Origin of the sequence: Pseudarthrobacter sp. AL07, assembly GCF_029960665.1 — a bacterium.
Lineage (GTDB): Bacteria > Actinomycetota > Actinomycetes > Actinomycetales > Micrococcaceae > Arthrobacter.
Genome location: NZ_JASBRB010000017.1, coordinates 1 through 25,328, shown reverse-complemented (window position 1 = coordinate 25,328; position 25,328 = coordinate 1). Strand labels below are relative to the sequence as shown.

General features: G+C 64.5%; 28 protein-coding genes. 5 read left to right on the top strand and 23 right to left on the bottom strand.

Annotated elements, in window-relative coordinates:
- The first annotated feature begins 109 nt into the window (after positions 1-109).
- On the top strand, positions 110-385 hold the full coding sequence (locus QK290_RS13205; protein WP_056342958.1) for a GlsB/YeaQ/YmgE family stress response membrane protein: 276 nt from the start codon (positions 110-112) through the stop codon (positions 383-385).
- 136 nt (positions 386-521) lie between these two features.
- On the opposite strand, the gene QK290_RS13200 is transcribed toward QK290_RS13205, so the two are convergent.
- The 4 genes from QK290_RS13200 to infC form a co-directional block, all read right to left on the bottom strand.
- Positions 522-1,415, bottom strand: a complete 894-nt coding sequence (locus QK290_RS13200) for an RNA methyltransferase (protein ID WP_282331105.1) — start codon at positions 1,413-1,415, stop codon at positions 522-524.
- A 49-nt stretch (positions 1,416-1,464) separates the two neighbouring features.
- Positions 1,465-1,920: a 50S ribosomal protein L20 gene (gene rplT / locus QK290_RS13195; protein WP_056342954.1), complete on the bottom strand. Its 456-nt coding sequence runs from the start codon at positions 1,918-1,920 to the stop codon at positions 1,465-1,467.
- 119 nt (positions 1,921-2,039) lie between these two features.
- Positions 2,040-2,234: a 50S ribosomal protein L35 gene (gene rpmI / locus QK290_RS13190; RefSeq protein ID WP_009358635.1), complete on the bottom strand. Its 195-nt coding sequence runs from the start codon at positions 2,232-2,234 to the stop codon at positions 2,040-2,042.
- A 116-nt stretch (positions 2,235-2,350) separates the two neighbouring features.
- Entirely contained in the window at positions 2,351-3,478 is a 1,128-nt protein-coding gene (infC, locus tag QK290_RS13185; RefSeq protein WP_282331104.1) for a translation initiation factor IF-3, read from the bottom strand.
- A 312-nt stretch (positions 3,479-3,790) separates the two neighbouring features.
- On the opposite strand from infC, the gene QK290_RS13180 reads away from it, so the two are divergent.
- Positions 3,791-4,177, top strand: coding sequence for a DUF1844 domain-containing protein (locus tag QK290_RS13180; protein WP_282331103.1), 387 nt, complete (start codon positions 3,791-3,793; stop codon positions 4,175-4,177).
- Positions 4,178-4,333: 156 nt separating this feature from the next.
- Here QK290_RS13180 and QK290_RS13175 read toward each other — a convergent pair whose 3' ends face one another.
- The 8 genes from QK290_RS13175 to QK290_RS13140 all read right to left on the bottom strand — a co-directional run bounded on the left by QK290_RS13175 (position 4,334) and on the right by QK290_RS13140 (position 10,635).
- Positions 4,334-5,638, bottom strand: coding sequence for an MFS transporter (locus QK290_RS13175; RefSeq protein ID WP_282331102.1), 1,305 nt, complete (start codon positions 5,636-5,638; stop codon positions 4,334-4,336).
- Positions 5,639-5,693: 55 nt separating this feature from the next.
- On the bottom strand, positions 5,694-6,590 hold the full coding sequence (locus QK290_RS13170; RefSeq protein ID WP_282331101.1) for an SseB family protein: 897 nt from the start codon (positions 6,588-6,590) through the stop codon (positions 5,694-5,696).
- Positions 6,591-6,599: 9 nt separating this feature from the next.
- Complete coding sequence (priA, locus tag QK290_RS13165; protein ID WP_193340075.1) at positions 6,600-7,346, bottom strand: bifunctional 1-(5-phosphoribosyl)-5-((5-phosphoribosylamino)methylideneamino)imidazole-4-carboxamide isomerase/phosphoribosylanthranilate isomerase PriA; 747 nt, start codon at positions 7,344-7,346, stop codon at positions 6,600-6,602.
- A 57-nt stretch (positions 7,347-7,403) separates the two neighbouring features.
- On the bottom strand, positions 7,404-7,562 hold the full coding sequence (locus QK290_RS13160) for a hypothetical protein (protein WP_185263144.1): 159 nt from the start codon (positions 7,560-7,562) through the stop codon (positions 7,404-7,406).
- The gene (gene hisH / locus QK290_RS13155) at positions 7,563-8,294 is read right to left on the bottom strand and encodes an imidazole glycerol phosphate synthase subunit HisH (protein ID WP_282331100.1); all 732 of its coding nucleotides are present in this window, start codon (positions 8,292-8,294) and stop codon (positions 7,563-7,565) included.
- A complete protein-coding gene (hisB, locus tag QK290_RS13150; RefSeq protein ID WP_056343053.1) occupies positions 8,291-8,917 on the bottom strand; it encodes an imidazoleglycerol-phosphate dehydratase HisB in 627 nt (208 codons plus the stop codon). The genes hisH and hisB overlap by 4 nt, the downstream gene beginning before the upstream one ends.
- A gap of 81 nt (positions 8,918-8,998) precedes the next feature.
- Positions 8,999-10,117 carry a histidinol-phosphate transaminase gene (locus QK290_RS13145; RefSeq protein ID WP_282331099.1) on the bottom strand — a complete coding sequence of 373 codons (1,119 nt, stop codon included), beginning with the start codon at positions 10,115-10,117 and terminating at the stop codon, positions 8,999-9,001.
- A gap of 77 nt (positions 10,118-10,194) precedes the next feature.
- On the bottom strand, positions 10,195-10,635 hold the full coding sequence (locus QK290_RS13140) for a LysM peptidoglycan-binding domain-containing protein (protein ID WP_282331098.1): 441 nt from the start codon (positions 10,633-10,635) through the stop codon (positions 10,195-10,197).
- A gap of 348 nt (positions 10,636-10,983) precedes the next feature.
- Here QK290_RS13140 and lexA point away from each other — a divergent pair, with 348 nt between their 5' ends.
- Positions 10,984-11,727 (top strand): transcriptional repressor LexA, encoded by a 744-nt coding sequence (gene lexA, locus QK290_RS13135; RefSeq protein WP_282331097.1) that lies wholly within the window; start codon positions 10,984-10,986, stop codon positions 11,725-11,727.
- Positions 11,728-11,740: 13 nt separating this feature from the next.
- Here lexA and QK290_RS13130 read toward each other — a convergent pair whose 3' ends face one another.
- Together QK290_RS13130 and hflX are read right to left on the bottom strand one after the other, a co-directional pair.
- A complete protein-coding gene (locus tag QK290_RS13130) occupies positions 11,741-13,798 on the bottom strand; it encodes an ATP-dependent DNA helicase (protein ID WP_282331096.1) in 2,058 nt (685 codons plus the stop codon).
- Positions 13,791-15,356 (bottom strand): GTPase HflX, encoded by a 1,566-nt coding sequence (gene hflX / locus QK290_RS13125; RefSeq protein ID WP_282331095.1) that lies wholly within the window; start codon positions 15,354-15,356, stop codon positions 13,791-13,793. Before hflX ends, QK290_RS13130 begins: the two co-directional genes overlap by 8 nt.
- Before the next feature lie 440 nt (positions 15,357-15,796).
- On the opposite strand from hflX, the gene QK290_RS13120 reads away from it, so the two are divergent.
- Positions 15,797-16,411 carry a methyltransferase gene (locus tag QK290_RS13120; protein WP_282331094.1) on the top strand — a complete coding sequence of 205 codons (615 nt, stop codon included), beginning with the start codon at positions 15,797-15,799 and terminating at the stop codon, positions 16,409-16,411.
- On the opposite strand, the gene dapF is transcribed toward QK290_RS13120, so the two are convergent.
- From dapF to QK290_RS13085, 7 genes are all read right to left on the bottom strand, one after another.
- On the bottom strand, positions 16,392-17,336 hold the full coding sequence (gene dapF / locus QK290_RS13115; RefSeq protein ID WP_252602098.1) for a diaminopimelate epimerase: 945 nt from the start codon (positions 17,334-17,336) through the stop codon (positions 16,392-16,394). The two genes, QK290_RS13120 and dapF, sit on opposite strands and share 20 nt — an antisense overlap.
- Before the next feature lie 9 nt (positions 17,337-17,345).
- Positions 17,346-18,242: a tRNA (adenosine(37)-N6)-dimethylallyltransferase MiaA gene (miaA, locus tag QK290_RS13110; protein WP_282331093.1), complete on the bottom strand. Its 897-nt coding sequence runs from the start codon at positions 18,240-18,242 to the stop codon at positions 17,346-17,348.
- Positions 18,243-18,245: 3 nt separating this feature from the next.
- Complete coding sequence (miaB, locus tag QK290_RS13105) at positions 18,246-19,793, bottom strand: tRNA (N6-isopentenyl adenosine(37)-C2)-methylthiotransferase MiaB (RefSeq protein ID WP_282331092.1); 1,548 nt, start codon at positions 19,791-19,793, stop codon at positions 18,246-18,248.
- Between the two features lie 77 nt (positions 19,794-19,870).
- The gene (locus tag QK290_RS13100) at positions 19,871-20,419 is read right to left on the bottom strand and encodes a regulatory protein RecX (protein WP_282331131.1); all 549 of its coding nucleotides are present in this window, start codon (positions 20,417-20,419) and stop codon (positions 19,871-19,873) included.
- Positions 20,420-20,546: 127 nt separating this feature from the next.
- Positions 20,547-21,605: a recombinase RecA gene (gene recA, locus QK290_RS13095; protein WP_185263133.1), complete on the bottom strand. Its 1,059-nt coding sequence runs from the start codon at positions 21,603-21,605 to the stop codon at positions 20,547-20,549.
- 322 nt (positions 21,606-21,927) lie between these two features.
- A complete protein-coding gene (locus QK290_RS13090) occupies positions 21,928-22,551 on the bottom strand; it encodes a recombinase family protein (RefSeq protein ID WP_282331091.1) in 624 nt (207 codons plus the stop codon).
- A gap of 121 nt (positions 22,552-22,672) precedes the next feature.
- On the bottom strand, positions 22,673-23,245 hold the full coding sequence (locus tag QK290_RS13085) for a recombinase family protein (protein WP_282331090.1): 573 nt from the start codon (positions 23,243-23,245) through the stop codon (positions 22,673-22,675).
- A gap of 399 nt (positions 23,246-23,644) precedes the next feature.
- Here QK290_RS13085 and QK290_RS13080 point away from each other — a divergent pair, with 399 nt between their 5' ends.
- On the top strand, positions 23,645-23,929 hold the full coding sequence (locus QK290_RS13080; protein ID WP_282331089.1) for a DUF1540 domain-containing protein: 285 nt from the start codon (positions 23,645-23,647) through the stop codon (positions 23,927-23,929).
- A 27-nt stretch (positions 23,930-23,956) separates the two neighbouring features.
- Here QK290_RS13080 and QK290_RS13075 read toward each other — a convergent pair whose 3' ends face one another.
- A complete protein-coding gene (locus QK290_RS13075) occupies positions 23,957-24,574 on the bottom strand; it encodes a hypothetical protein (protein ID WP_282331088.1) in 618 nt (205 codons plus the stop codon).
- A gap of 168 nt (positions 24,575-24,742) precedes the next feature.
- A partial coding sequence (locus tag QK290_RS13070) for an iron transporter (protein ID WP_282331087.1) occupies positions 24,743-25,328 on the bottom strand: 586 nt, incomplete at its 5' end.

The following is a 25,328-nucleotide window of genomic DNA, read 5'->3' as shown; positions in this document are numbered from 1 at the left end:
CAGAAGACGCACCTCTGACATGCACTAAGCCTGCTGACATTAACGGAGCCGTATGTTAGCTTGAACACTAATCGGGACGTCTAATCCCGACGAATATGAAGGAGGAGACATGGGTTTTCTTGCTTGGATTATTCTCGGCCTCATCGTAGGCGCCATCGTCAAGGCCGTCATGCCGGGTAAAGTCGGCGGCGGCTGGGTGACGAGTCTCGTGCTTGGCGTGGTCGGCGCGATTGTAGGCGGCTGGATTGGCAGCCTCCTGTTCGGCAAGGGTGACCTTGCCTTCTTTGATCTGGGTACTTGGATCCTGGCTATCGTCGGCGGCCTCGTCGTTGCCGGTGTCTACGGCGCCATTACAGGACGCAGCAAGAGCACGCGGGCGCCCTGATTACCCCTACCTCATCTGATTCATACAGCAAGGGCCCCGGAGAACTTCCGGGGCCCTGCCTTGTTAACTCACATGTCCAATTAGGTTAGATGTCCCGGCTGGTCTGACTTCCCGTGAGCCCCACCGCGAACGTCAGTCATGCCTTCTGAGACCGGGCACTCGCATAGAGGCACACCGTTGCCGCCGTGCCGAGGTTCAGGCTTTCCGCTCCGCCATATACGGGCACGGCCACGCGGTGATCGGCCAGCGCCAGTTCGTCTTCGGCGAGGCCCTGGGCCTCGTTTCCGAACAGCCACGCTGTGGGATTCTCCAGGGCGAACAGCGATTCGACGCCGGGGCCTGCGATTCGGCGGGCGGCGTTTTCGTCCTGGAGCGTATCAAGGTTCACGTCACCGTTGCCGTCAGCAGCCAGTAACCCGATCCCCCGAGCCCGGCAGGCTGCCGTCACTTCCGCAATATCGGCGCCCAGGACTACGGGAAGGTGGAACAGGGAACCGGCGGTGGAACGTACCGCCTTGGGGTTATAGATGTCAACGCTGGAGGCGGTCAGGATGACGGCGTCCGCGCCGGCTGCGTCAGCTGCCCGGAGCACGGTGCCCGCGTTGCCAGGGTCCCGGACCTGACACAGCACTGCAAGCAGCCGCGGTCCTGCGTCCAGGACCTGCTCAAGGCTCACGTCCAAGAATCTACATACCGCGAGAATGCCCTGCGGGGTAACGGTGTCCGCCATCGCGGCCAGCACTTCATCGGTTGTGAGATATGCGTCTATGCCCTCCGCGAGTGTCTCCAGGTCCGGGTGCCGGTCGAGGCATGTCTCGCTCGCGTAGACCTCGTAGACGACGCCGGGCTCCCCCGCGGCAACTCGTTTCTGGTGCAGGGTGAGGGCCTCGCGGACAGCCTGCGGACCCTCTGCCAGGAACTCCCTGCGCTTTAAACGGGCCGGGCGCCCGGCAAGTTGTGCCACCTTCCTCACCCGATCAGCTCGGGGGTTGGAGAGTGGAAAGTCTTGCGGGCGCCCGGTTTCGTTCATGTAAGAACCTTAGTGGCTTCAGCCACCAGTCCTCGAACTGGCGTGGGTGCTACTTGGCAGCTACGTCAGCGGCAGGCTTTGCAGCCTTGGCCTTGGGTGCCTTGGCAGCCTTGGGGGCTGCGGCTTCGACGGCCGGAGCTGACGTGTCGGCAGGCAGGGAGTCCTTGGCGATCTTCACCAGCGCGGCGAATGCGTTCGCATCCGAAACGGCCAGCTCAGCAAGCATACGGCGGTCAACCTCGACCTCAGCGGCCTTCAGGCCCTGGATCAGACGGTTGTAAGTCAGGCCGTTGGCGCGGGATGCAGCATTGATGCGCTGGATCCAGAGGCGGCGGAAGTCGCCCTTCTTCTTCTTGCGGTCGCCATAGCTGTACACAAACGAGTGCAGCAGCTGCTCTTTGGCCTTGCGGTACAGGCGTGACCGCTGTCCACGGTAGCCCTTCGCGCGTTCAAGGATAACCCGGCGCTTCTTGTGGGCGTTGACCGCCCTCTTCACACGTGCCACGTGCGTACTCCTTCGAAAATTCTGATCCCAAGCATCTACTGCCGGAACAACCGGCTGGCCTGAGAAGCCTTATTGGTAGTTGACTGCTGCCAGGTGGCATCAGTCAGAGAACTTGGAACTTAGATGCCGAGCATCTTCCGGATGACCTTTGCGTCACCCTTGAAGACAATCTTGTCGCCGGCGAGGCGACGAGTCAGCCTGGAGGACTTGTGCTCAAGGTAGTGGCGGCGGTTGGCCTGCTGGCGGCGCAGCTTGCCGCTGCCGGTCAGCTTGAAGCGCTTCTTAGCACCACTGTGGGTCTTCATCTTCGGCATGGGGACCGATCTCCTTACGTGTCCACAGACATTGTCTGCAGCTCATTCGAGCAGCCACCCCTGCAGGCGGCATGCTGGTTGCGTACTGCAGGAGGATAACCTCCCGCAGCTGTGAACTAGGTAGTCTTCTTGCCAGCCGGCTTCGGAGCCGCCTTGGGGGCAGGCCTTGCCGCAGGCTTCGGCGCCGCCGGCCGTGCGATCGGCTTGGGCATCGGCACCGGGGGCCTCGGAGCTGCCGGAGCCGCAGCAGCTGCTTCGGGGGGCTTGACGGCGGCTGGAGCCTTGACCGGAGCCGGAGCGGCCTTGGGAGCTTCACGCTTGGGAGCAGCGGCCTTCGGGGCTGCCTGCTTTGGCGCCTCCTGGACGGCTGCTTCCTTGACGGGCGCTGCCTTCGGGGCTGCTTCCTTCGGGGCTGTTTCCTTGACGGGAACTTCCTCCGCCGGAGCTTCCTTGACTGGGGCTTCGGATTCCGGAGCTGCTTCGACAGGCGCAACAGGCGTTTCAGCTTCGGCGGGGGCTTCAGTTTCCGGCACCGTGGTGATGGCGAAACCTTCCGGAAGAAGGTCAGCCAGCGACTGCGTCAGCGGTGCCTGGTCGTCGCCGGAGACGTCGACGCGGCCACCGCCCGTAGCCTTCGCTTCGTTCTGCGCCTTGGCCTCTGCACGCTGCGATTCGCGGCGTGCCTCAGCCTTGGCTTCGGCCTTGTTCTTCAGCGGGCCCACAACCATGACCATGTTGCGGCCATCGATACGGGGGCTGGACTCAACAACGCCCACATCAGCGACGTCGTCAGCGAAGCGCTGGAGCAGGCGGATGCCCATTTCCGGACGCTGCTGCTCACGGCCGCGGAACTGGATCATGGCCTTGACTTTGTCACCGGCACCGAGGAAGCGCAGTGCGTGGCCGCGCTTGGTCTCGTAGTCGTGGGTGTCAATCTTGAGGCGGAAGCGAATTTCCTTCAGAACCGTGTTGGTCTGGTTCTTCCGTGCTTCACGCGCCTTAACGGCAGCCTCGTACTTGTACTTGCCGAAGTCCATCAGCTTGCACACCGGAGGCTTGGCCTGCGGTGCAACTTCAACGAGATCAAGATCGGATTCGGCAGCCAAACGCAGGGCATCGTCAATACGGACGATTCCTACCTGTTCACCTGCAGGACCGACCAACCGCACCTCGGGGACGCGGATACGCTCATTGATTCTTGGCTCGCTAATGTTAAAACTCCTGTGATTGATGTGGTATTCCACCGGCAAATAGAGAAGGCCCCCAATTGCCGGAGCAATCGAAGGCCTCGATGGTCGGATGCACCGTCCTCATTAGAGGCAGTGCGCACTTCCCCAGGCTTGACACCTGAAAGAACTGTCCGACCGGTACCCGGCAACCTTGCTTCCTCAGGAATTACTTCCGGCGGGAAAACGGCTGACGCGGGTGGGAGAGAACTCCGCTTGCAAACTGCATGTCATTCTACAGAACAAATCCCGCCAAACGCGGCTAAGCGTTGGTGGGACCCTCCACAGCGAAATAACGGCATCCAGTCGGTCTGTGACAAGCTTACCAGTATGAGCACCCCAGACAGCAATTCACACGCTTTCGAGGCCCCCGCCGCCAAGGCTGACGTAACCCAGCAAATCCGCGATATCTCGGAGGTGCCGGCCATCGAGGTCATCACTACCGCCGCAGTGCACTTGATGAGCGCAGCCGCCGTCAAGCTGGGCCTCGCCGCCGAGGACAATGCGGAGGAACTCAAGGATCTGGACGAGGCCCGCAAGCTCATCACCGCCCTTGCCGGACTCGTGACCTCAGCGGCCCCTGAAATCGGATCCCAGCACGCCGGCCCATTGCGCGATGGCCTGCGTTCCCTGCAGCTCGCGTTCCGCGAGGAGTCAATCATCCCGGATGCCCCGGGCAAGGGCCCGGGCGAGAAGTACACGGGCGCCGTCAACTAGACCCAAAACAGCAAACTTCACAAAGTACGACGGCGGCGGCGGACGGTCCACACGGACCCTCCGCCGCCGTCGTGTTTCACTTAGTTTTTGTCCAGATAACGGGACTTCCGCTCCTGAAAAGGCGGAATATCTGGACAAAAACTCTGGAGGCCGGCGTCAGACCGCAGCGCGGCGGCGTCTGTGGGCCTGGAGCAGCAGTCCCACAACGCAGAGCAGAACACCGGCCACTCCCACGGAGACAAACCCGCCGGACGGTCCCATCCCGTCTATGAAAATCCCGGCAAGTGGTGCCCCGAGCGCAACGCCGGCAGTCAGCGCAGAACCGTACCAGCCCATTGCCTCGCCGCGGCGGTCCTCAGCCACCAGATCTGCCACCCGTTCGGAGGCTGCCGACAAGACGGGAGCGCACAAGAGGCCCGGAAGGATCGAGATAAAAGCCAGCGTCCAGGTGTCTTGGGCGAAGCCCATCGGGATGGTCAGGGCCGCCATGCCAAGCAGCAGGAGGATCGGCGAAACGGGACGGTGCATGGCCCCGTATACAAGCCCGCCGACCACAGATGCGGCGCACCAAAAGAGGAATACGATGCCGATTTCAGCCTGGTCGCCGCCGGTTTCCAAGGCAGCAACAATTCCAACGTCGGTGCCGCTGAGCACCATACCGGTTCCAGCAGCCACGGCGAAGACGGCCGCGACAGTGGCCGTGAACCAGGCGAAGTTGTGGGCCACACTACTGCGCAGCGCCGCCGGCCCACTTCCGACGCGTTCTGCCCCGGCCGGAACGAGGTCCGCCGCCGCTTCCTGAAGGTGGGCCGGTGCGGCGGAAAGCACAGCCACTTCCGCGGCATGGCGCTGGTCCGCTTCGCTTTCCTCAGTTTGCGTGGCACTTCGCGTGGGCGGGTTGAACCAGATGAGGAACAATCCGGCCAGTGACGTTGAAACACCGACCACCGTGAGTCCCAGAACAGTGAAGCCGCTGGTCGCCACCACGGCTCCGGCGGCGGGCCCGATCATGAACACCATCTCTGTGGCAATCGAGTCCAGCGCATAGGCGGTTCGCCGCTGGTCCCCGTCTGCGAGGACGCCCAGGGACTGGCGGACCACGCTGAAGATCGGCAACGTCAGGAGGCCACCCACGAACACCAGCGGAAGCAGCCACTGGTAGGACACATGCGGCACCATGGACCAGATGACCACCTCGGACACCACCGACGGAATCAGAGCCCGGCGGAGGCCAACAGTGTCCACGCGCCGGCCGCGCCATGGTGCGCCAACTGCGATGCCGATGGTCATAACAGCTGCCGCGGCACCGGCAGCCGCATAGCCCTGGTCCAGGGTGAGGACGATGTGCAGGGTCAGCAGCACGCCTGCCGCCGAATGGGGAATGCGGGCGATCATGCCGACCAGCAGCAGCCGCCGGATGGGCCGGACGGCCAGCAGCTCCCGGTATAGAGCGAAGTTCACGGAAAATCCTTTGCGTCTGCCCAGGGCAGCCCGGGATCTCCGCGCCAACCGTCAGCTAATGTGCTGCGCGCCGCAACTTGATTTCGATTGAGTCAACGCGCTCTCCAAACAATACATTCCGGGACCATGCGTGTTGGATGCCGGACACCAGCTCCCGGACTGCCGCGGCGTCCAGACCATCCTCAAGGTGGAGCAGCACCTGCAGTTCCGGTCCGGCACCGCCCCCTGGGAGCGTGGCACCCGTGCCCGTGCGGGCGGTGACGCCGGAACCCGGGAGGAGGGCAAGCCGGCGCACTACCGGGAATGCGGCCGTTACCTCAGTCATCTCGGCTTCCAGCGCTGCGTCAGTGTAGGAAGGGATCCAGTCCTGTTGTTGGGCCAGTGCCCAGACTGCGGGCCGCCGGACCACAAATGTGACCTCCGAGCCCGGATCGAGCACGAGCAGCTCGGCTCCCTCGGCCACGGCCGAGAGGGCAGCCCGGGCGGCGTACACCGCCACCGGCCGTGCTTCGGGGTGCCAGGCGGCCAAGGCATCCGCCGAGCTGAAGGCCGGCATGGCCGTCCGGCCGTCCGCGGCCTTCAGGGTGACCAGTGCCATGTCCGCCTGTTTGTCCGCGCTCAGGCCATCGACGCCTGCCGCTTCCTCGCCAAGCTGCGCGATGATCGGGATAAACACGCGGGCGCTGGCCAGCGAGGCCACCACAGCGGCTTCGTCGCCGGCGCCTTCGACCAGGGCCGCGACGGCGGCGAGGTAGCCGGCGTCGGCGGTGCCGTCGTCGTCCTCGAAGTTGTGGATCCTACCGTCGACCCCGGCGAGGCTCCGGCCTTCCCACGGCTGGCCCGCCGAGTCAGTACGGCCACCCGCACCCGCCAGTGCTGCGGCAATGTGCCCGGGCAGATGGCGCGGCGACGGGGATTCCGCAGCCGGACCGGCGTTGTGCGTGCTGTCCACGGAAACTGCCTAGCGGCGTCCGGCGACGTCGAGGGCTTCGGGGAGCGTGAAGGCACCGGCGTACAGCGCCTTGCCCACGATCGCGCCTTCCACTCCGAGCGGCACCAGGGAGCGCAGCACTTTCAGGTCATCCAGGCTGGAGATTCCGCCGGAAGCGACCACCGGCTTGCCGGTCTTCTCCACCATCTGGCGCAGAAGTTCAACGTTGGGACCCTGCAGCGTGCCGTCCTTCGTGACGTCAGTGACAACATACCGGGAGCACCCGGCTTCTTCGAGCCGGCCCAGGACTTCCCAGAGGTCGCCGCCTTCTTTGGTCCAGCCGCGGCCTGCCAGCGTGGTTCCGCGGACGTCGAGGCCGACGGCGATCCTGTCGCCAAAGCGGTCGATGGCACTGCGGGTCCACTCGGGGTTTTCCAGCGCCGCTGTGCCGAGGTTGACGCGGGCAACGCCGAGGGCCAGCGCCGCCTCGAGGGATTCGTCGTCCCTGAGTCCGCCCGAAAGCTCCACCTTGATGTCAAGCCGGCCCACCACTTCACGGAGCAGCCCGGCGTTCGAGCCACGTCCAAACGCGGCGTCGAGGTCCACCAGGTGCACCCATTCGGCGCCCTGGTCCTGCCAGTTGAGGGCTGCCTCCAGCGGCGTGCCGTAGCTCGTCTCGCTGCCCGCCTCTCCCTGGACCAGCCGCACGGCCTGTCCGTTTACGACGTCGACGGCGGGCAGCAGTTCAAGAACCGGCAGATCGGTTGCGGTGGTCATCTCAAATCCTCTTGGGTGATGGGTTGCTCATGGAAGCGGAACTGGTAATGCATGGGACTAGGTTCCAGGAAGCGTCAGCAGGTAGGCGGCCAGAAGCGCCATGCCGGCCAGGACGTAGAAGCCCACCTGGGTCCACATTGGTTTGTGCTGCTGCCTGAAGGACAGGGCGCCGCCCACCAGGACGCCGGCCAGGCCCATCAGGACAATCGACCACATCTAGGCGGCGTCCGTGGCAGCTGGCTTGCGAAGGCCGTCTACCCAGTTGCGCAGCAGCCGTGCTCCGGCGTCGCCGGATTTTTCGGGGTGGAACTGGGTAGCGCAGAGCGGTCCGTTTTCCACAGCCGCGATAAAGCGCGCGCCGTGCTCTGACCAGGTCACCAGCGGTGCGGTCATCCGGGGCTGGATCACGTCGAAGTTCCACTCCTGGACACCATAGGAGTGAACGAAGTAGAAGCGCTGGTCCGCGACGCCGGCGAAGAGTTTGGATCCTTCCGGAACGTCCACTGTGTTCCACCCCATGTGTGGCACCACCTCTGCGGGAAGCAGCTCCACCTTGCCGGGCCACTCCCCCATGCCTTCGGCTTCTGTCCCGTGCTCTACCCCGGCCTCGAACAGGACCTGCAGGCCCACGCAGATTGCCAGGACCGGCCTGCCTCCGGCCACGCGCCTGCCGATCAGGCGGATGCCGTCCACGGCCTTGAGCTCGCGCATAACAGTCTCGAACGCACCGACCCCGGGTACTACCAGGCCGTCGGCATTAAGCACATCCTCGGGCTTGGAGCTGAGGATAACCTCGGCCCCGGCCCGCTCCAGGGCGCGCACGGCGGAGCGGACGTTTCCGGAACCATAGTCCAGGACGGTGACTGTGGGCTTGCCTTCGGGCGATACGCGCTTCAGGCTGGAGGCCGGATCGATGACGGCGCCATCCCGGAGTATTTGGCCGCTCACAGGGCACCCTTTGTGGACGGAATCCCCTCAACGCGGGGGTCGGGTTCTACCGCAGCACGCAGGGCGCGGGCGAAGGCCTTGAACTGAGCTTCCACGATGTGGTGCGGATCGCGGCCCGCGATTACGTTCATGTGCAGGCAGATGCCGGCATGAAGGGTGATCGCCTCAAAAACGTGGCGGGTCAGTGAGCCCGTGAAGTGACCGCCGATCAGGTGGTATTCCTGCCCCGCAGGCTCGCCGCCGTGCACCAGGTAGGGGCGGCCGGAGACGTCGACCACAGCGTGCGCCAGTGCTTCGTCAAGGGGCACGGTGGCCTCACCGAACCTGCGGATGCCAGCCTTGTTGCCCAAGGCGGTGCGCAGGACTTCGCCGAACGTGATGGCAACGTCCTCCACTGTGTGGTGGACATCGATGTGGGTGTCACCGGTGGCCTTGACGGTCATGTCAATGAGCGAGTGCTTGCACAGCGCCGTCAGCATGTGGTCGTAGAACGGGACAGTCGTATCGATGTCCGATACGCCTGTGCCGTCCAGGTTGATCTCCACGAGCACTGACGATTCACTGGTGGCACGCTCCATGCGGGCGGTCCGGGGCTCGGCAGCGTTCGATCCGGTGGAACTCATGGTCATATGTCCTTTAGGCGAAGTCAGAGATGCGTAAGCGAAGGAGATGTGCCGGCGCGCGGGGGCGGCGGTACTTCAAGTTTAGGCTGGCAGCGTGGCCTGGCTGGCCAGGATGCGTTCCAGCGACGTCAGGAACGCTATGGTCTCGGTCTCAGTGCCTGCCGTGACACGCAGGTGGCCGGGGATGCCGACGTCGCGGATCAGCACGCCGTCGTCCAGTAACTGCTGCCAGACATCATGCGGGTTGTCGAGGCCGCCGAAGAAGACATAGTTCGAATCGGAGGCGGCAGGTTTGAGGCCCATGCGGGTCAGCTCCGAGACGATACGGTCGCGCTGTTCCTTGATGTCCTCGACGTCGGCCATCAGGGCAGTGCGGTGCTGGAGGGCGGCGAGGGCTGTTGCCTGGGTGATGGCCGAGAGGTGGTACGGCAGCCGCACCAGGCGGAGAGCGTCCGTAACCTCGGGGGCGGCGGCCATGTAGCCCAGGCGGGCGCCTGCGAGGGCGAACGCCTTGCTCATGGTGCGGGACACAATGAGGCGTTCCCGGCCCGGCAGCAGGGTCAGGGCGCTGGGCGTTCCATCGTGGGCGAACTCGTGGTAGGCCTCGTCAACGATCACGATGGTCTGGCTGGCCTCGCCGGCCGCGTACACGGCCTCCACAACATCCAGGCCCAGGCCAGTGCCGGTGGGGTTGTTCGGTGAGCACAGGAAAACGATGTTGGGTTGAAGCTCCTTGACCTGCAAGGCAGCCGATTCGGCACTGAGCCCGTAGTCATCGGCGCGCTTTCCGATGATGTACCCGGTGTCCGTGCCGCTGGCCAGGAGCGGGTACATGGAGTACGTGGGCGGGAATCCCAGGGCCGTCCGACCGGGTCCGCCGAAAGCCTGGAGAATCTGCTGGAGGACCTCATTGGATCCGTTGGCCGCCCAGATGTTGGTGGCATCAAGACCGTGGCCGAGATATTCGGCCAGCGCTCCCCGGAGTTCGGTGAACTCACGGTCCGGGTAGCGGTTGAGGCCTGCCGCGGCTTCCGTCACGGCCACACTGATCGCGGCCTGGACGTCCGCCGGGACCCCATGGGTGTTTTCGTTCACGTTCAGCAGGATAGGTACATCCAACTGCGGGGCACCGTACGGGGTCAGTCCGCGGAGGTTGGTCCGGAGGGGAAGTCTGTTCAGACGCTCTAGCTGGTCATTCACCTGAACAGTTTAGGTCCGAAGCAGACGGCCGGAAAATGTGACGGCCTGCGGCGGCACGTTCCAGAGCCTTGAGCCTCCTACTTCGTGGGGACGAACAGCTGCTGTCCGGGGACAACGCCGCCGGCGGAAAGATTGTTCAACTGAGCAATATCCGCGATGACGTCACGGGGATCACGCTCGGGCGCAACAGTACTGGCGATAGCCCAGAGAGACTGCCCGGCCTGGACTGTTACTGACACTGCCGGCGTCAAGGATAGTTCGGCGGCAGAGTCGGCAGCCTTCGCCGGTGCGTTGAGGAAACCTGCCAGCGAAAGCAGGATTGCGGCAAGGATCACCAGCGGGATGCCAATGAGGACAATCCGTCCCCTGCGGGTCAGGCGCAGCGGCGGCAGGGATTCCCTGCGCTGCCTGGGCGCCCGAGCCGAAGCCGGCAGGGGCCCGGACCACTGCCGTGAGGCGATGTCCTGCACGGAAACGAGCTGCGGACGCGAGTCCTGCGAAGCGGATATAGCTGACATGAAATGAGCCCTCCTGGACCATACTGTGCTGCCCGGCGCGTCCTCCGCGTCCACTTGCCGGTGCCGGCCTGGACCGTCCATAGATTCGGGTATTCGAATCCGCAAGCAACGAGTAGAACACATGTTCGAACTTTGCTTCTTCATTTTTAGCACTTATCAACGAATATTGTCGAGACTCGCTAGAACAAATGTTTGAAAAAGCCCTGTGGCTGGCCTACGTTTGGATCAAAGAACAACCACCTGTGTAGTTGATCAGCAGGGTCTGACAATCTACTCCGACACCAGCCCCGGGGCTTTCCAGGCACCAGCGGCCGGAGCGGATCCGGCAACCGAAAGGCATTGGCGAATATGGCAGCACCAGCCGCCGAGGGCAAGGCGACACCGCGCCGCCAGCCCCAACGGCCCCCCAAGGGGCTCACCGCCCGCCAGAAGAAGATCCTTGAAACCATCCAGCGCTCGGTGAATGACAACGGCTATCCGCCGTCGATGCGTGAAATCGGCGACACCGTGGGCCTGGCGAGTTTGTCCAGCGTGACCCACCAGCTGTCGCAGCTGGAAAAGCTGGGATACCTGCGCCGGGACCCCAAACGTCCGCGTGCCATGGAGGTCCTCATGCCGTTGACGCTGGATGGCGGGTCCACTAAATCCAAGGGGACTACCAAGCCCTCAGTCCTGCACGGCCTCGGCGGAACGGTCACCGAACTTCCCTCCGCCATGGACACCGCCATGGTGCCGCTGGTGGGCCGGATCGCGGCGGGCGGGCCCATCCTTGCCGACCAGATGGTGGAAGACGTGATGCCCCTGCCGCGGCAACTCGTGGGACAGGGTGAACTTTTTATGCTGCGCGTGGCCGGCGACTCCATGGTGGACGCTGCCATCTGCGACGGCGACTGGGTCGTGGTCCGCCGCCAGGCCGACGCCGCCAACGGCGATATAGTCGCGGCCCTGCTGGACGACGAAGCCACCGTGAAGACGTTCCGCCAGCGCGATGGACACACGTGGCTGTTGCCGCAGAACACGCAATACGAGCCCATCCTGGGCGATCACGCCACAATCATGGGCAAGGTCGTCTCGGTCCTGCGCTCGCTCTAGTACCAGCGTTCAGTCAGGTGCCCTTCCCGGCCAGCCTTTCCAGGGCAGAAAACGCTGTCTTGCGATCCGTCGTGGGCCAGAACGGCGGCAGGGCGGCGCGGAGGAATCCGGCGTAGCGCTCGGTGGCAAGCCGGGAATCAAGCACGGCCACCACGCCTTTGTCTCCGGTCGAACGGATCAGCCTGCCAGCGCCCTGGGCCAGGCGGATGGCCGCGTGGGTGGCCGATACCGCCATAAAGCCGTTTCCGCCGGCCTGCGCAACGGCGCGGGACCGTGCGGTCATCAGCGGATCGTCCGGCCGCGGGAACGGAATGCGGTCGATCACCACCAGCCGGCATGATCCACCCGGAACATCCACACCCTGCCACAGGGACATGGTGCCGAACAGGCAGGTATCGGGCTCGTCCGCGAACTGCTTCACGAGGGCCGTCATGGTGGAGTCGCCCTGGCAGAGAATGCTGAGGCCGAGCCGGGGACGCATCGCCTCCGCGGCCTCCTCGGCGGCCCGGCGCGATGAAAAGAGACACAGGGCGCCGCCGCCGGACGCCCGGATCAGCGCTTCAAGTTCATCGAGTGCCTCCGGCGACGCCCCGCGGCCAGGCTTGGGCAGGTGCCCTGCGACGTAGAGGATCCCCTGCTTGGGATAATCAAACGGCGATCCGACGTCGATCCCGGTCCAGCTCGGCGCGCCCTCCCCCACGAGCCCCAGGCCGCCAGCGGCCGGCTCAAAGGCTGAGCCGATGGCAAGCGTGGCCGACGTCAGCACCACGGTGTGGCCAGCGAACAGCCCTTCGCGGAGCTTTCCGGCTACGCTGAGCGGCGCGATGTTGACCAGGGCCGGCGCAGACTCGTCGGGCTCGGCATAGCCCTGTTGCGGGTCGAAGGAACTTGCGCGGGAAAACCACACCACTTCACGGTTCTCACGGGCCAGAATGAGCCGTTCACACAGTTCGAGGATCAGCATCAGGCGTGAGCGCGCGAGCTGCCGCCCGCCGTCGGCCGTTTGGCTGCCGTCACCCTTGGAATCAGAGAGTGCCGCCCGGCACGCCTCACGCAACTGGTCCACACAGTCCAGCTGTTCGTCGTTGAGGCCGTTGGGCAGCAGCCCGTTGGGCGCACCGGCCAGGGCGAGTTCCAGGTTGGCGGCAGCTGCGTTGAGGGCATCCACGGTGATTGCTGTATGTTTGCGCGCGCCCGACGCCGCAGCGTGGACCATTGCCACGGAGAGTTGACCCGACACCGCCCCGGTGACGCGGTCCTGGAGTTCGTGGGCCTCGTCCACCACCACAACGTCGTACTCGGGGAGCACTGCGAGGCCTTCAAAGGCGCTGACCGCGAGCATGGCATGGTTGGTGACCACCACGTCAGCTTCGGCGGCCTCGTGGCGTGCCAGTTCGCTGAAGCATTCGGCCGCCACGGGGCATTTTTGGGCGCCGAGGCATTCCATGGACGTCACTGACACCTGCCGCCAGGCCCGGTCCGTTACACCGGGAAGCAGTTCATCGCGGTCGCCCGTGGTGGTCTTTTCCGCCCACTCCCGCAGGCGCACCACTTCCTTCCCCAGCTGGGACGACGGCCCGCCCAGGGCGGCGGCGAAATGCGGGACACTGGTGTCCTCGCCGAGGGAGAACAGCTGGCCCTCGGCGGGTTCCTCAGAAGGGAACCCGCCTACGAGCTTATGCTGGCACACATAGTTGGAACGGCCCTTGACAAGGGCCACCTTGACCGGGCGGTCCAGGGCGGGGGTGATGGTCTTCAGCAGCCGGGGAAGGTCGCGCCCCACAATCTGGGTCTGCAGCGCAAGCGTGGCTGTGGACACCAGCGTGGGCTTGTTACTCACGAGCGAGTGCGCAATGAGCGGAATCAGGTAGGCCAGCGACTTTCCGGTCCCCGTCCCGGCCTGGACCAGGAGGTGGTCGCCGGTTTCGATGGCCCTGGCCACCTGCCTGGCCATCTCGTGCTGCCCGCTGCGGCTTTGACCGCCCATGCCGGCCACAGCGCGGTCGAGCAGTTCGATCACGAACTGCTCGCCGGCCGTACCTTTGACTTCCCCCGCCACAACTTCAGTCATGGTTGATGAAGGATTCCAGTTCAGCCGCAAGGCCCTCACGCACCATCACCAAAGCGCGGGTACCGTGCTCGCCGTGATCCAGGCTCAGGATCTCGGCATCGGTCTCGTGCAGTTTGCTGATCAGGTCACCGCGATCGTAGGGAATCAGGAGCTCCAGCTTTACGCCGGGCCGCGGAATCCCGTCACTGATGGCCCGCAGCAGTTCAGCGATCCCCTGGCCGGTGCGGGCCGAGACCACCACGTGGCGCGGCTCGCGCTGCTTGAGGCGCTCCACCACAAACGGATCAGCGGCATCGGCCTTGTTCAGGACAATGATCTCTGGCACCTTGCGGGCATCCACTTCGCTGAAGACCTTGCGGACAGCAGCAATCTGGCCCTCGGGGTCCGGGTGGGACACATCCACCACGTGCAGGATCAGATCCGCGTCAGCCACTTCTTCCAACGTGGAGCGGAAAGCCTCCACCAACTGCGTGGGCAGCGACCGGACAAAACCCACGGTGTCCGCGAGGGTGTAGCCGAGGCCATCAGAGGTCTCGGCCTTTCGCACGGTGGGATCCAGTGTGGCGAACAGTGCGTTCTCCACCAGCACGCCGGCGTCGGTCAGCCTGTTCAGCAGCGATGACTTCCCGGCGTTGGTGTACCCGGCAATCGCAACCGAAGGCACTGAATTACGACGGCGGTTGGCCCGCTTGGTTTCCCGTGCCGGCTTCATTGCCGCGATCTCGCGCCGTAGCTTGGCCATGCGGGTCCGGATCCGACGACGGTCCAGTTCGATTTTTGTTTCACCCGGTCCGCGCGAACCCATGCCTGCGCCAGCGCCGCCCACCTGGCCACCGGCCTGGCGGGACATCGATTCACCCCAGCCACGCAGGCGTGGCAGGAGGTATTCGAGCTGCGCCAGTTCCACTTGGGCCTTGCCTTCACGGCTCTTGGCGTGCTGGGCAAAGATGTCCAGGATCAGGGCCGTGCGGTCAATGACTTTGACCTTGACAATGTCCTCGAGGCTACGCCTCTGGGACGGTGCCAGTTCGGCATCAACCACAACGGTGTCAGCCCCGGTGGCCATCACGATTTCCTTGAGCTCAAGGGCCTTTCCGGAACCCAGGAACGTGCCCGGGTCCGGTTTGGCACGGCGCTGCACCATCCCGTCCAGGACTTCCGAGCCTGCTGTTTCAGCGAGGGCGGCAAGTTCACGCAGGGAATTTTCCGCGTCCGCCAGGGTGCCTTCGGACCATAGCCCGGCCAGGACCACACGTTCGAGCCGCAGTTGCCGGTATTCGACTTCGGTGACGTCTTCGAGTTCGGTGGACAGCCCGGCCACGCGCTTCAGTGCCCGGCGTTCCTCCCGGTCCTGCTGGTCGCCGTCGTAGCTGGTGTGTTCGTCGTCCAAGCGGGAGATCGCCTGAGCCCTGCCGAACACGCCCTTGTCACCGTCTGCGGCGGTGACGTTCCTGGCCGGTACGTCCTTGGCGAGAATCCGGTCGATGACAGCTTGGATCTCCTCAGGACTCATGTCCTGGGCTGCTGGATCTGAACCGGTGCTGGGCTGGCTGGTCATGGTCTCCTTTGAAGTTTCGGCATTTTCAGAATAGTGCGGATCGTTGTTCAGTGGTGAAGTATTCGCGCTGGGCTGACGGCTTGCAGTCATCCGGGCCTCCTGGTCTGCTGCGCGCCGGTCGGGACCGGGCCGCGCAGGGAGTCTTCGCATCCGGGGATGCGTGGAGTGGTGGAAAGCGCGGGCAAAACAGCAAGGACCGGCTGCGGCAGATCGCTCGAGTATTGCCCGGCGGCATACCGGATACGGAAGACCTGGTATGTGGCGCACTTGCGGAAGGTTAATACCTGCATCGCTGCGGGGCACGGCTTCGGAACAGCCGGCGTCCGGGAGGGGCACCGGCCGTGCCGGCTACTCGAAGATCAAGAACATGGGTTCAAGATTAGCAGAAGCGCTGCCCGCGGTTTCGCATTGTCCACCCCGGCCAACTAATCTGGCCAGTTATGGAGTCCGCACACTATTTCAGCGCATCGCCCGCCGGGCCGTTCACCCGCAAGCCGCTCACCGTTGAACTGGCCGGCGAGACGCGCACGCTGCAGACGTCCGGCGGCATCTTCAGCCCCGACGGCATCGACAAGGGGACGGCGGTGCTCCTGGCCGAGGTGCCGGCCCCGGACCCCAAAGGCAACCTCCTTGACATCGGCTGCGGCTGGGGGCCCGTTGCCTTGACCCTCGCATTGCGGGCGCCACACGCCAAGGTCTACGCCGTGGACGTCAATGAACGCTGCATCACGCTGACCAACGAGAATGCGGCCCTGCTGGGCCTGGGCAACGTGCTGGCCAGCACGCCGGAGGCGGTGGACCCGGACCTGCGCTTTGACACGATCTGGTCCAATCCGCCAATCCGGATCGGCAAGGATGAACTCCACAGCCTCCTGAAGCTGTGGCTGCCCCGGCTGGCGCCGGGCGGCTCCGCGTGGCTGGTGGTCCAAAAAAACCTGGGCTCGGATTCGCTTCAGCGCTGGCTCGCGACGGAACTGGATGCATCCTTCGCCGTGAGCCGGGAGTCCACGTCCAAGTCCTTCCGCATCCTTCGGGTCAGGAAAGCGTCCCAGTAGCCACAATTACGGCGGGCCCGCTGAGCTCGACGTGCTCGTGCCCGCCCGCCCCGGCGAAGAACTTGACCCCGACGACGCCGCCCGGCACGTTGACCTGCCAGGAGTCCGGCGCTTCCGCCCCGGCCCAGTGCCGGATGGCCACTGCGGCGGCGCACGCCCCTGTTCCACAGGACTGGGTCTCGCCCACACCCCGCTCATGGACGCGCATGGTGATGGTGCCGATCCCGTTGTGGACCAGCGGTTCGGCAGGCACGACGAATTCAACGTTGGTTCCATTGGCCGGCACCGGATCGACCTTCGGAGCAGTGTAGAGCCTGGTGGCTTCCAATTCGGACAGTTCAGCCAGTGCCACCACGGTGTGCGGGTTGCCCATGCTCACTGACAGGGCCGGGCGGGGCACTTCCAGGCCGTCTGCGGTTACCAGCGAGTCCATGGCTTTCGCCGTCGCGTCGCCGGGGAAAATGAATTCCCACGGCCCCATGTCCACCGCATAGCTGTCCCCTGTCCGGACCACGGTCTTGACGCCGCCGCGAGTCCCGATGGTGAGCGCGCCGCCGTCGGGCAAGTCAACCAAGCCCTCGGCACGCAGGAAGTGCACAAATACGCGGACCCCGTTGCCGCACATTTCCGAGAGCGACCCGTCGCCGTTGCGGTAGTCCATGAACCATTCGGCCTCGGGGCTGCTCAGCAACAGCTCGCGGCCTTCGGAGAGGTACCGGGAGGGGACGGCCCGGATCAGTCCGTCGCCGCCGATCCCGCGGTGACGGTCGCAGAGCGCGGCTACCTGGCCGGCGTCGATGGTGTGGACGCCGTCGGGGTCGGCGACCAGCACAAAGTCGTTGCCGGTGCCGTGTCCCTTGGAGAAGCGGAGTCCGCCCAAGGTGTGGAAGACGGGCTCTGTGGTCTCTGCGGGAGTTGCGTCCATGGTCCTAGATTACCGGCTGAGAGCCACGGCCTGGGCCGCAAGGTCCGGCGCCTGCCAGTCCAGCCAAGTGATGCGCGGATCGGCGCGGAACCACGTGAGCTGGCGCCTGGCGAACTGCCGGGTGGCCACAATGGTGTCCTCGGCTGCCTCGGCAACTGTTGAACCGCCGTCGAGCACTTTCAGGAACTGGGCATAGCCGAGGGCCCGCGGCGCAGTTTTGCCGCCGCGCAGACCGGCCGCATCCAGGCGGCGCACTTCCGCCAGCAGCCCCTGGTCCACCATGGTGTGGACGCGCTGGGCCAGCCGTTCACGGAGGACGTCTCGGTCCACCGCCAGCCCGATCTGGACAGCAGGCTGGAAATACTCGCGCTGGGGCATAAAGGAGCTGAACGGCCGGCCGGTGAGCTCGTGGACTTCGAGCGCCCTGATGATCCGGCGCGAATCCGAGATACGGGCTGCTGACACTGGGTCCACGTCCTGGAGCCGCGCCAGGAGGACATCCTGGCCGACTTCCTCGAACTCAGCCTCAAGCTGCCCCCGGAGGACAGGATCTGTGCCGGGGAATTCGAGGACGTCGAGCGCAGCCCGAACGTAAAGACCCGAACCGCCCGCCAGAATGGCGCGCTTGCCACGTGCGTGGATATCGCTGACGATGCTCCGGGCCTGCTGCTGGAAGTCTGAAACGCTGGCCTCCTCCGTGACGTCCAGGCAGTCCAGAAGGTGATGGGGAACGCCCCTGCGTTCTGCCGGCGTGATCTTGGCGGTGCCTATGTCCATCCCGCGATAGAACTGCATGGCATCAGCGTTGATGACCTCGCCATCCAGTTCCAGGGCAAGGTTCACGGATAGATCGGACTTACCGGACCCCGTAGGACCAATAACGGCAATAACCGGAGGCTGGGCCACCGGTCAGCGGCTCCGGACCGGCAGCGTGGGCATACCCAGCGAGACCCCGCTCCGGCCGGCGCCGCCTGCGGCAGCCGGCGCGGGAGCCCCGCACGAGTCGGCCTGGGACCTGTCCCAGGCGTCCCCCGCGCGGGAGCGCCGCAGGCTGTAGTCCTGCCCGGACGGGTCGGCCACGAGGTGGAAGGCTGCGGCTTCGGTGATGGTGACGGTGACCAGGTCCCCGGGACGCGGCGTCTCTGCCCCCTCGGGAACGGAGAAATGCACCAGCCGCTGGTCCCGGGACCGGCCGGACAGCCTGTGGGTTTCCTCGGACTTGCGCCCTGAATGGGCAGTGACCATCACCTCTACCCGGCGGCCAAGCTGCGTGGCGTTCTCTTCGGCGGCAATCCTGTCCTGCAGTGCGGTCAGGCGTTCAAATCGCTCCTGGACCACGGCCTTGGGAAGCTGGTCCGGCAGGTCCGCGGCCGGGGTACCGGGACGCTTCGAGTACTGGAACGTGAAAGCGGTGGCGAAGCGCGACTGCTCCACAACGTCGAGGGTGGCCTGGAAGTCTTCCTCGGTTTCGCCGGGGAAGCCGACAATGATGTCCGTAGAGATGGCGGCGTGCGGGATCTTCTCGCGGACTTTGTCCAGGATGCCGAGGAATTTGGTGGACCGGTAGGACCGTTTCATGTCCTTCAGGACTTTGTCGGACCCGGACTGCAGCGGCATGTGCAGCTGCGGCATGACATTGGGGGTCTCGGCCATGGCGTCAATGACGTCCTCAGTGAAGGCGGCAGGGTGGGGACTCGTGAAGCGGACCCGCTCCAGGCCTTCGATTTCCCCGCACGCGCGCAGGAGTTTGGAGAACGCCTGCCGGTCACCGAACTCAACACCGTAAGAGTTCACGTTCTGGCCCAGCAGGGTGACTTCGATGGCGCCGTCATCCACCAGGGCCTGGATTTCCGCGAGGATGTCCCCCGGGCGGCGGTCCTTTTCCTTCCCGCGCAGGGCCGGGACGATGCAGAACGTACAGGTGTTGTTGCAGCCGACCGAGATGGAGACCCAGCCGGAATACACCGAATCACGCTTGGTGGGCAGGGTGGAGGGGAAAACATCCAGGGATTCGAGGATCTCCAGCTGGGCTTCGTTATTGTGCCGGGCCCGGTCCAACAGTGCCGGCAGCGCCCCGACGTTGTGAGTGCCGAAGACAGCATCCACCCAGGGAGCTTTCTTGAGGATGGTCTCCCGGTCCTTCTGCGCCAGGCAGCCGCCGACGGCGATCTGCATCCCCGGGTTAGCGGCCTTGACGGACGCCAGCATGCCCAGGTTGCCGTACAGCTTGTTGTCCGCATTTTCCCGTACCGCGCAGGTGTTGAACACCACAACGTCGGCCTGCTCGCCACTGGCCGCCACGTAGCCCGCGGCCTCGAGCATGCCTGCCATCCGCTCCGAATCGTGCACGTTCATCTGGCAGCCGAACGTGCGAACCTGATAGGTACGGGGCTGCTGCAGGGCAGGGTCGGCTGATGGGGCGGTACCGGATGCGGGGGAAGGAATGGTCAAACTCACCTGTTAAGGGTAGCGGGTCGCTCAGGCTGCTGGATCGCCCTGGCTGCCGGATCGGCTGACGGGGCCGCTTCGTCCGCCTATGAGTCCAGCGGGCCGTCCGGTGCGCCTGTTTGGGCCTCCGCCTGTGCGTCGAGCACTTCTCCGACGATCCGGAACGCCTTCGACGGCTGATAGCCCTTGCGGGCCAGCATGGACGCCAACCGCCGGGTGATCTTGTCCCGCTCGGCGCGGTCCGACAAATCCGTGCCTGAGCGGAGCTTGCGTTCCACCAGGAGCCGGGCCGCCACTTCCTCGTCGGCGTCGGAAAGCTGTTCCAGCGCGACGGCGGCGGTGTCCGCGTCAATCCCCTTGTCCGCCAGCTCCCGCCGGAGGGCCCCTTTGGCGAGCTTCCGGGACTGCGAACGGCTGCGCACCCACATGTCGGCGAACTCAGCGTCGTCAATGAGGCGGACCTCCTGGAAGCGGTCCAGGACGGCTTCCGCCACATCCTCCGGGATGTTCCGCTCGGCCAGTTTCCGCGCAAGCTGCAGCCGACTCTTGGCCGAACTGGTCAGTTGCCGGAGCACGATGGCCCGCGCCACGGATGCGGGATCCGGTTCGGCGTCTGCGTTTGCATCGGCTGCGATGGCAGCATCCGGAGCTGGTCCGGCCGGGCGTTCGCCGCCCCGTCTCCGCTGCCGTCGCCCCAATCCGGCGTGCTGCCCGGCCACACGCCATCCGGCGCTCTGAGCGGCCGTCAGGTCAGGGGCGTCCCTAGAAGCCGTCAACAGCCTTCAGCTTCGGTGTGTCTTTGGCCTCGTCTTCGGCGGGCTTGACTACCCCGACACCAAGCTTCTCCTTGATCAGGCGTTCCAGCTCGGTCGCCAACTCAGGGTTGTCTCGCAGGAACCTGCGGGAGTTCTCCATGCCCTGGCCCAGCTGATCGCCGTCGTACGTGAACCACGAACCCGACTTCTTGATAATTCCGTGCTCCACGCCCATGTCGATGATGCCGCCCTCGCGGGAGATGCCCTGGCCATAGATGATGTCGAATTCGGCGATCTTAAAGGGCGGTGCCATCTTGTTCTTGACGATCTTGGCCTTGGTGCGGTTACCGACGGAGTCGGCACCTTCCTTGAGCGTCTGGATCCGGCGGACGTCGATGCGGATGGACGCGTAGAACTTCAGGGCCTTACCGCCGGTGGTGGTCTCCGGGGAGCCGAAGAACACGCCGATCTTTTCACGGAGCTGGTTGATGAAGATGGCGGTGGTTTTCGTCTGGCTCAGGCGGCCGGTGATCTTACGCAGCGCCTGGCTCATGAGACGGGCCTGCAGACCCACGTGACTGTCGCCCATGTCGCCCTCAATTTCCGCACGCGGCACCAGGGCAGCAACGGAGTCGATGACGATGACGTCCAGCGAGCCGGAGCCGATCAGCATATCCATGATTTCCAAGGCCTGCTCGCCTGTATCCGGCTGCGAGACCAGGAGGGCGTCCGTATCCACGCCCAGCCGGGCTGCGTATTCGGGGTCCAGGGCGTGCTCGGCGTCGATGAAGGCGGCAATGCCGCCCAGGCGCTGCGCGTTGGCAACGGCGTGCAGTGCCACGGTGGTCTTACCCGAAGATTCCGGACCGTAGATCTCCACTACGCGGCCGCGGGGCAGGCCGCCAATTCCCAAAGCCACGTCCAGCGCGATGGATCCGGTGGGGATGACCTCGATGGGGGCGCGGACTTCATCGCCGAGCCGCATAACCGAGCCCTTGCCGAACTGCTTGTCGATCTGTGCCAGCGCTGCGTCGAGCGCTTTTTGCCGATCCGGGGCTGCCGCCATGGTTCACACCTCTAATGCTTTCTCGCTTTGGAGTGGCCTTAGCGGCCATTTCTTGGTCATCTCTGACGCTACTGGCACCCGCTGACATTCTTGGCGGATGACATCGCATATGTGGATAACCCACTACGAAAAGCATAGCTTTACCCGAACAGATATTCGAACAGATCCGGCGGCGTGTCAGCGCAGAACGGGACGCACATCAGCTCGGTTGTCAGTTTCAGAAGTCGTCTGCACCAACCGTCGTTTTATCTAAAGTCGCGTGCACCAACCGTCATTGTGTCGGAAGGTCGCCTGCACGAACCGCCACCGACGTTCGGGGCTTTTAGTCGTTCGGCTGGGTCTCGGCGGTCAGCGTCTCCGGCGGACGGGGCGGCAGGTAACGGTAGAGGCTGGAGCGGGTGATGCCGGTGGCTTCGACGATCTCGGAGATGGACTGATTTTCCTGGTCGCGAAGGTGGGCGGCATAGGCAAGCTTCGCTGGATCGATCACGCTGGGCCGGCCGATCCTTTTGCCTTTAGCGACAGCAACGGCACGCGCGTGTGCTGCGCGTTCGATCGCGTAGGTTCGTTCCATTTGGCCGAAGAGCGCGAGCATCACTAGCGCCAACTGCGACATGGGATCTTCTGGATTGGCGGAATCAACCCGGATCGGGTCAGCCAGGTTCCGGACCCCGACGCCGCGGCCTGCCAGGTCGTGGATGAGGTTCAGGGTGTCCCTAACGGTGCGTCCCAACCGGTCCAGTGTGTGCACGACGATGACGTCTCCATCGCGGGCCTGGTCGAGGGCTTCATGCAGTCCGGGCCGGTTTGTCGTGGATCCGGATTTCTTATCCACATAGATGTGTTTGGCGGGGATTCCCTCGCCGCGCAGTGCTTCGATCTGCCGATCGAGGTCCTGTTTCGCGGTCGAGACGCGGGCGTTGTCAGTTTCAGAAGTCGTCTGCACTGGATCCCGCGGAAGTACGGGGCGAGTGCAGAGGACTGTTGACATCGGGCTGTCAGAAGTCCCGTGCACCGACATGTAAATCTTCAGAAGTCGCGTGCACCAACAGCAGCAACTACGGAGTTCAAACCTTGGCGGCGTTCGTTGCCGGGACCCAGCGGTAGAGGGTAGGTACAGAGACGCCGAGGTTCTTGGCGACTTCCTTGGGCGGAGTGCCCTCGATGAGGAGCTTTCGGGCGGAGCGGATTTTGGAATCCGTCATGACGCGTTTGCGGCCCCCGACCCGGCCTTGTTCCCTCGCCGCCCGCAGGCCGGCCTGTGTACGTTCGACCATGAGCTCTCGCTCCATCTGGGCCAGCGATGCCATCACGTTGAAGAAGAAGCGCCCGGAAGCGGTCGTGGTGTCGATCGCGTCGGTCAGGCTGATAAAACCAATGCCGCTGTCGCTTAACCCGCCGGCGAAGTCCAGCAGGTCTTTCACGCTCCGCCCGAGTCGGTCCAGCTTCCATACGACGAGGGTGTCACCGTTGCGTAGTTGGTCCAGTGCCTGGGCGAGTCCGGGGCGCGTGGCTTTGGTTCCGCTGATGGTGTCCTCATAGATGCGGTCGCATCCTGCAGCCCGCAGCGCATCGCGCTGGAGGTCAAGGTTCTGGTCCCGTGTGGAGACTCTGGCGTATCCGATGCGGTGAGTAGTCATGCGGGCAGTTCTCTTTTCTCAAAACTCGATCCAGCCTTTCAGCTCGACTGTACAGTTTCGAGAACTATTTATGAGAACAAAGGCCCATGGTCGGCGGCTGTCATCGCATGTCAGTTTCAAAAGACGTCTGCACGGAATGTCAGAAGGCGTCTGCACTGCTCATCCAAAGAGGAGCAACGAGGGTGCGAGGTCGCTGCCGCTGTCCGGTGAGGTCAGGCGGTCAATACGATACACACGCCAACAGCCGGGCACTGGACACGGCCGCCCCGTGATGAAGCTGCGCCCACAAGATCCAGGAAATTAGGGCACACAATTGGGTCTTTTTGATTGCACCGGACTGGCCTACCGTGGCCGTAAGGAGTCGCCCGCCCGGGCAGCCGAACCACGGAGGATCTTCCCATGACGACGCACGTAGCCGACTGCAGCGTAACCAACTGCTCCTTCAACGACCATTCAGCCTGCAACGCCGCGGCTATCACCGTCGGCGGAACTGAAGATCATGCCTCTTGCTCTACCTTCATCGACACCGGCACCCACGGCGGCCTGCCCAAGGTCCTGGCCGACGTCGGGGCCTGCCAGCGCTCCGAATGCATCCACAACGACCACCTGATGTGCCAGGCAGCCGAAGTGCACGTCGGCCCGGGCGCTGACAACGCCGACTGCCTCACCTACGCACACAGATAGGGGTCCGCGGTTCCCTTCCAGCGCCGCTCAGGCACCGGCCCAGCGACGCAGCGTGCTGTTGAGGAGGCCGATGAGCACCGCGGTCCACCAGCAGATCTGGGAAACAGTGAGTGCAAACATGAGCCGAAGACGCAGTCTGCGTGTTAGCTCGGTGAAGCGTGTGCGGGGCGGGAGCGCAAGCAACCGGTGCATGGCCGGTGCGATGCTGAGGCCGTTCAACATCAGTATCAGGACGGAAGCGAGTTTGACCACAGTGACCAGGCTGGTCAGATCGGGGTCGATCAGGGCACCGGAAATCAGCAGCAGGGCTAGGCCGCCCCAGATCAACGGCTTGGCAGCGGCCTCAAGCTTGCCGGACGCGTGCATCTCCACTTTGCCAAGCAGCCACAGCAACCCCAGCCAGTCGACCACGAGGATTGTGCCAAAAGACAGCACCAGAGCCAGGATATGAACGGCAAGCCCGATCCGATGGAGTTCGGGCCCGCAGTCCACATAGTGTCCGACCAGCACCGAAGCCAGCCATCCGGCCGCGCACAGCATCCCGAGCAGGACCAGCCGATGCCTCTGGCGCCGCGTCAGCGAGGCAGGCGGGATCGCCGGCTCTGTCCGGGTTGGGCCCGGCCGGACCGGCGCCACGCCCCTCATCGCGGGGACCTGTCGGTTCCATGCTCCCCCGGCGCAATGACCGGTGATGGGAAGCCCGCACGGCAGCGGCTGCGCTGAACACTTAAGCGCGAAGATAGCGTGGAAGAAGTCATCGTGATCCCCGGCAGAAGTTAGGGCTGGGTAGACCAGCCCCGCATCCAGCGCCGGTCACTCCTTGGTCAGCTCGACGTCTGTAAACTCGACGGTCGTGCCCTTAGCCAGGGCGGGTGTTTCGGACTCCTCGCCGTGGCGGTTGAACGCCGGGACGCCAAGTGTGGCGCGCAGAGTGTAGGTCCCAGCCTCGGGCACACTGAAGTTGTTGGCGTAATGGTAGAAGGTGGAGTAATAGAAGTTCAGCTCCAGCTCTTGCACGACCGTATTTTGAGCGTTGACCACCTCCAGCGTTATCGGCACGTTGGGGACGATCCGGCCGGTCGAAGTCTCAGTCGGAATGATCTCGATGTGATGGGTCTCGCCAGCCTCCGGCGCACGGAAATGGGCACCGTGCTTGTCGAACCAGGGTTCGGCAGCCTCGGTGATCAGGTTGACGGTCCATTCCCCGGACTCGACTGTTTTACCCTTCTCGGCGAGCTCATTGGCGAGCACCTCGTACTGCTCATCTACGCCGGCTGGAACGGCGAACCCATCGTCCTTTGCAGCGGCCTGGGCGCCACATCCGGTGAGTGCAGCGAGGGCAAGTGTGACTGTTAACTTGGTTTGGCGGTTAAACCGCAGCTTGAAATGGCGGTTTTGC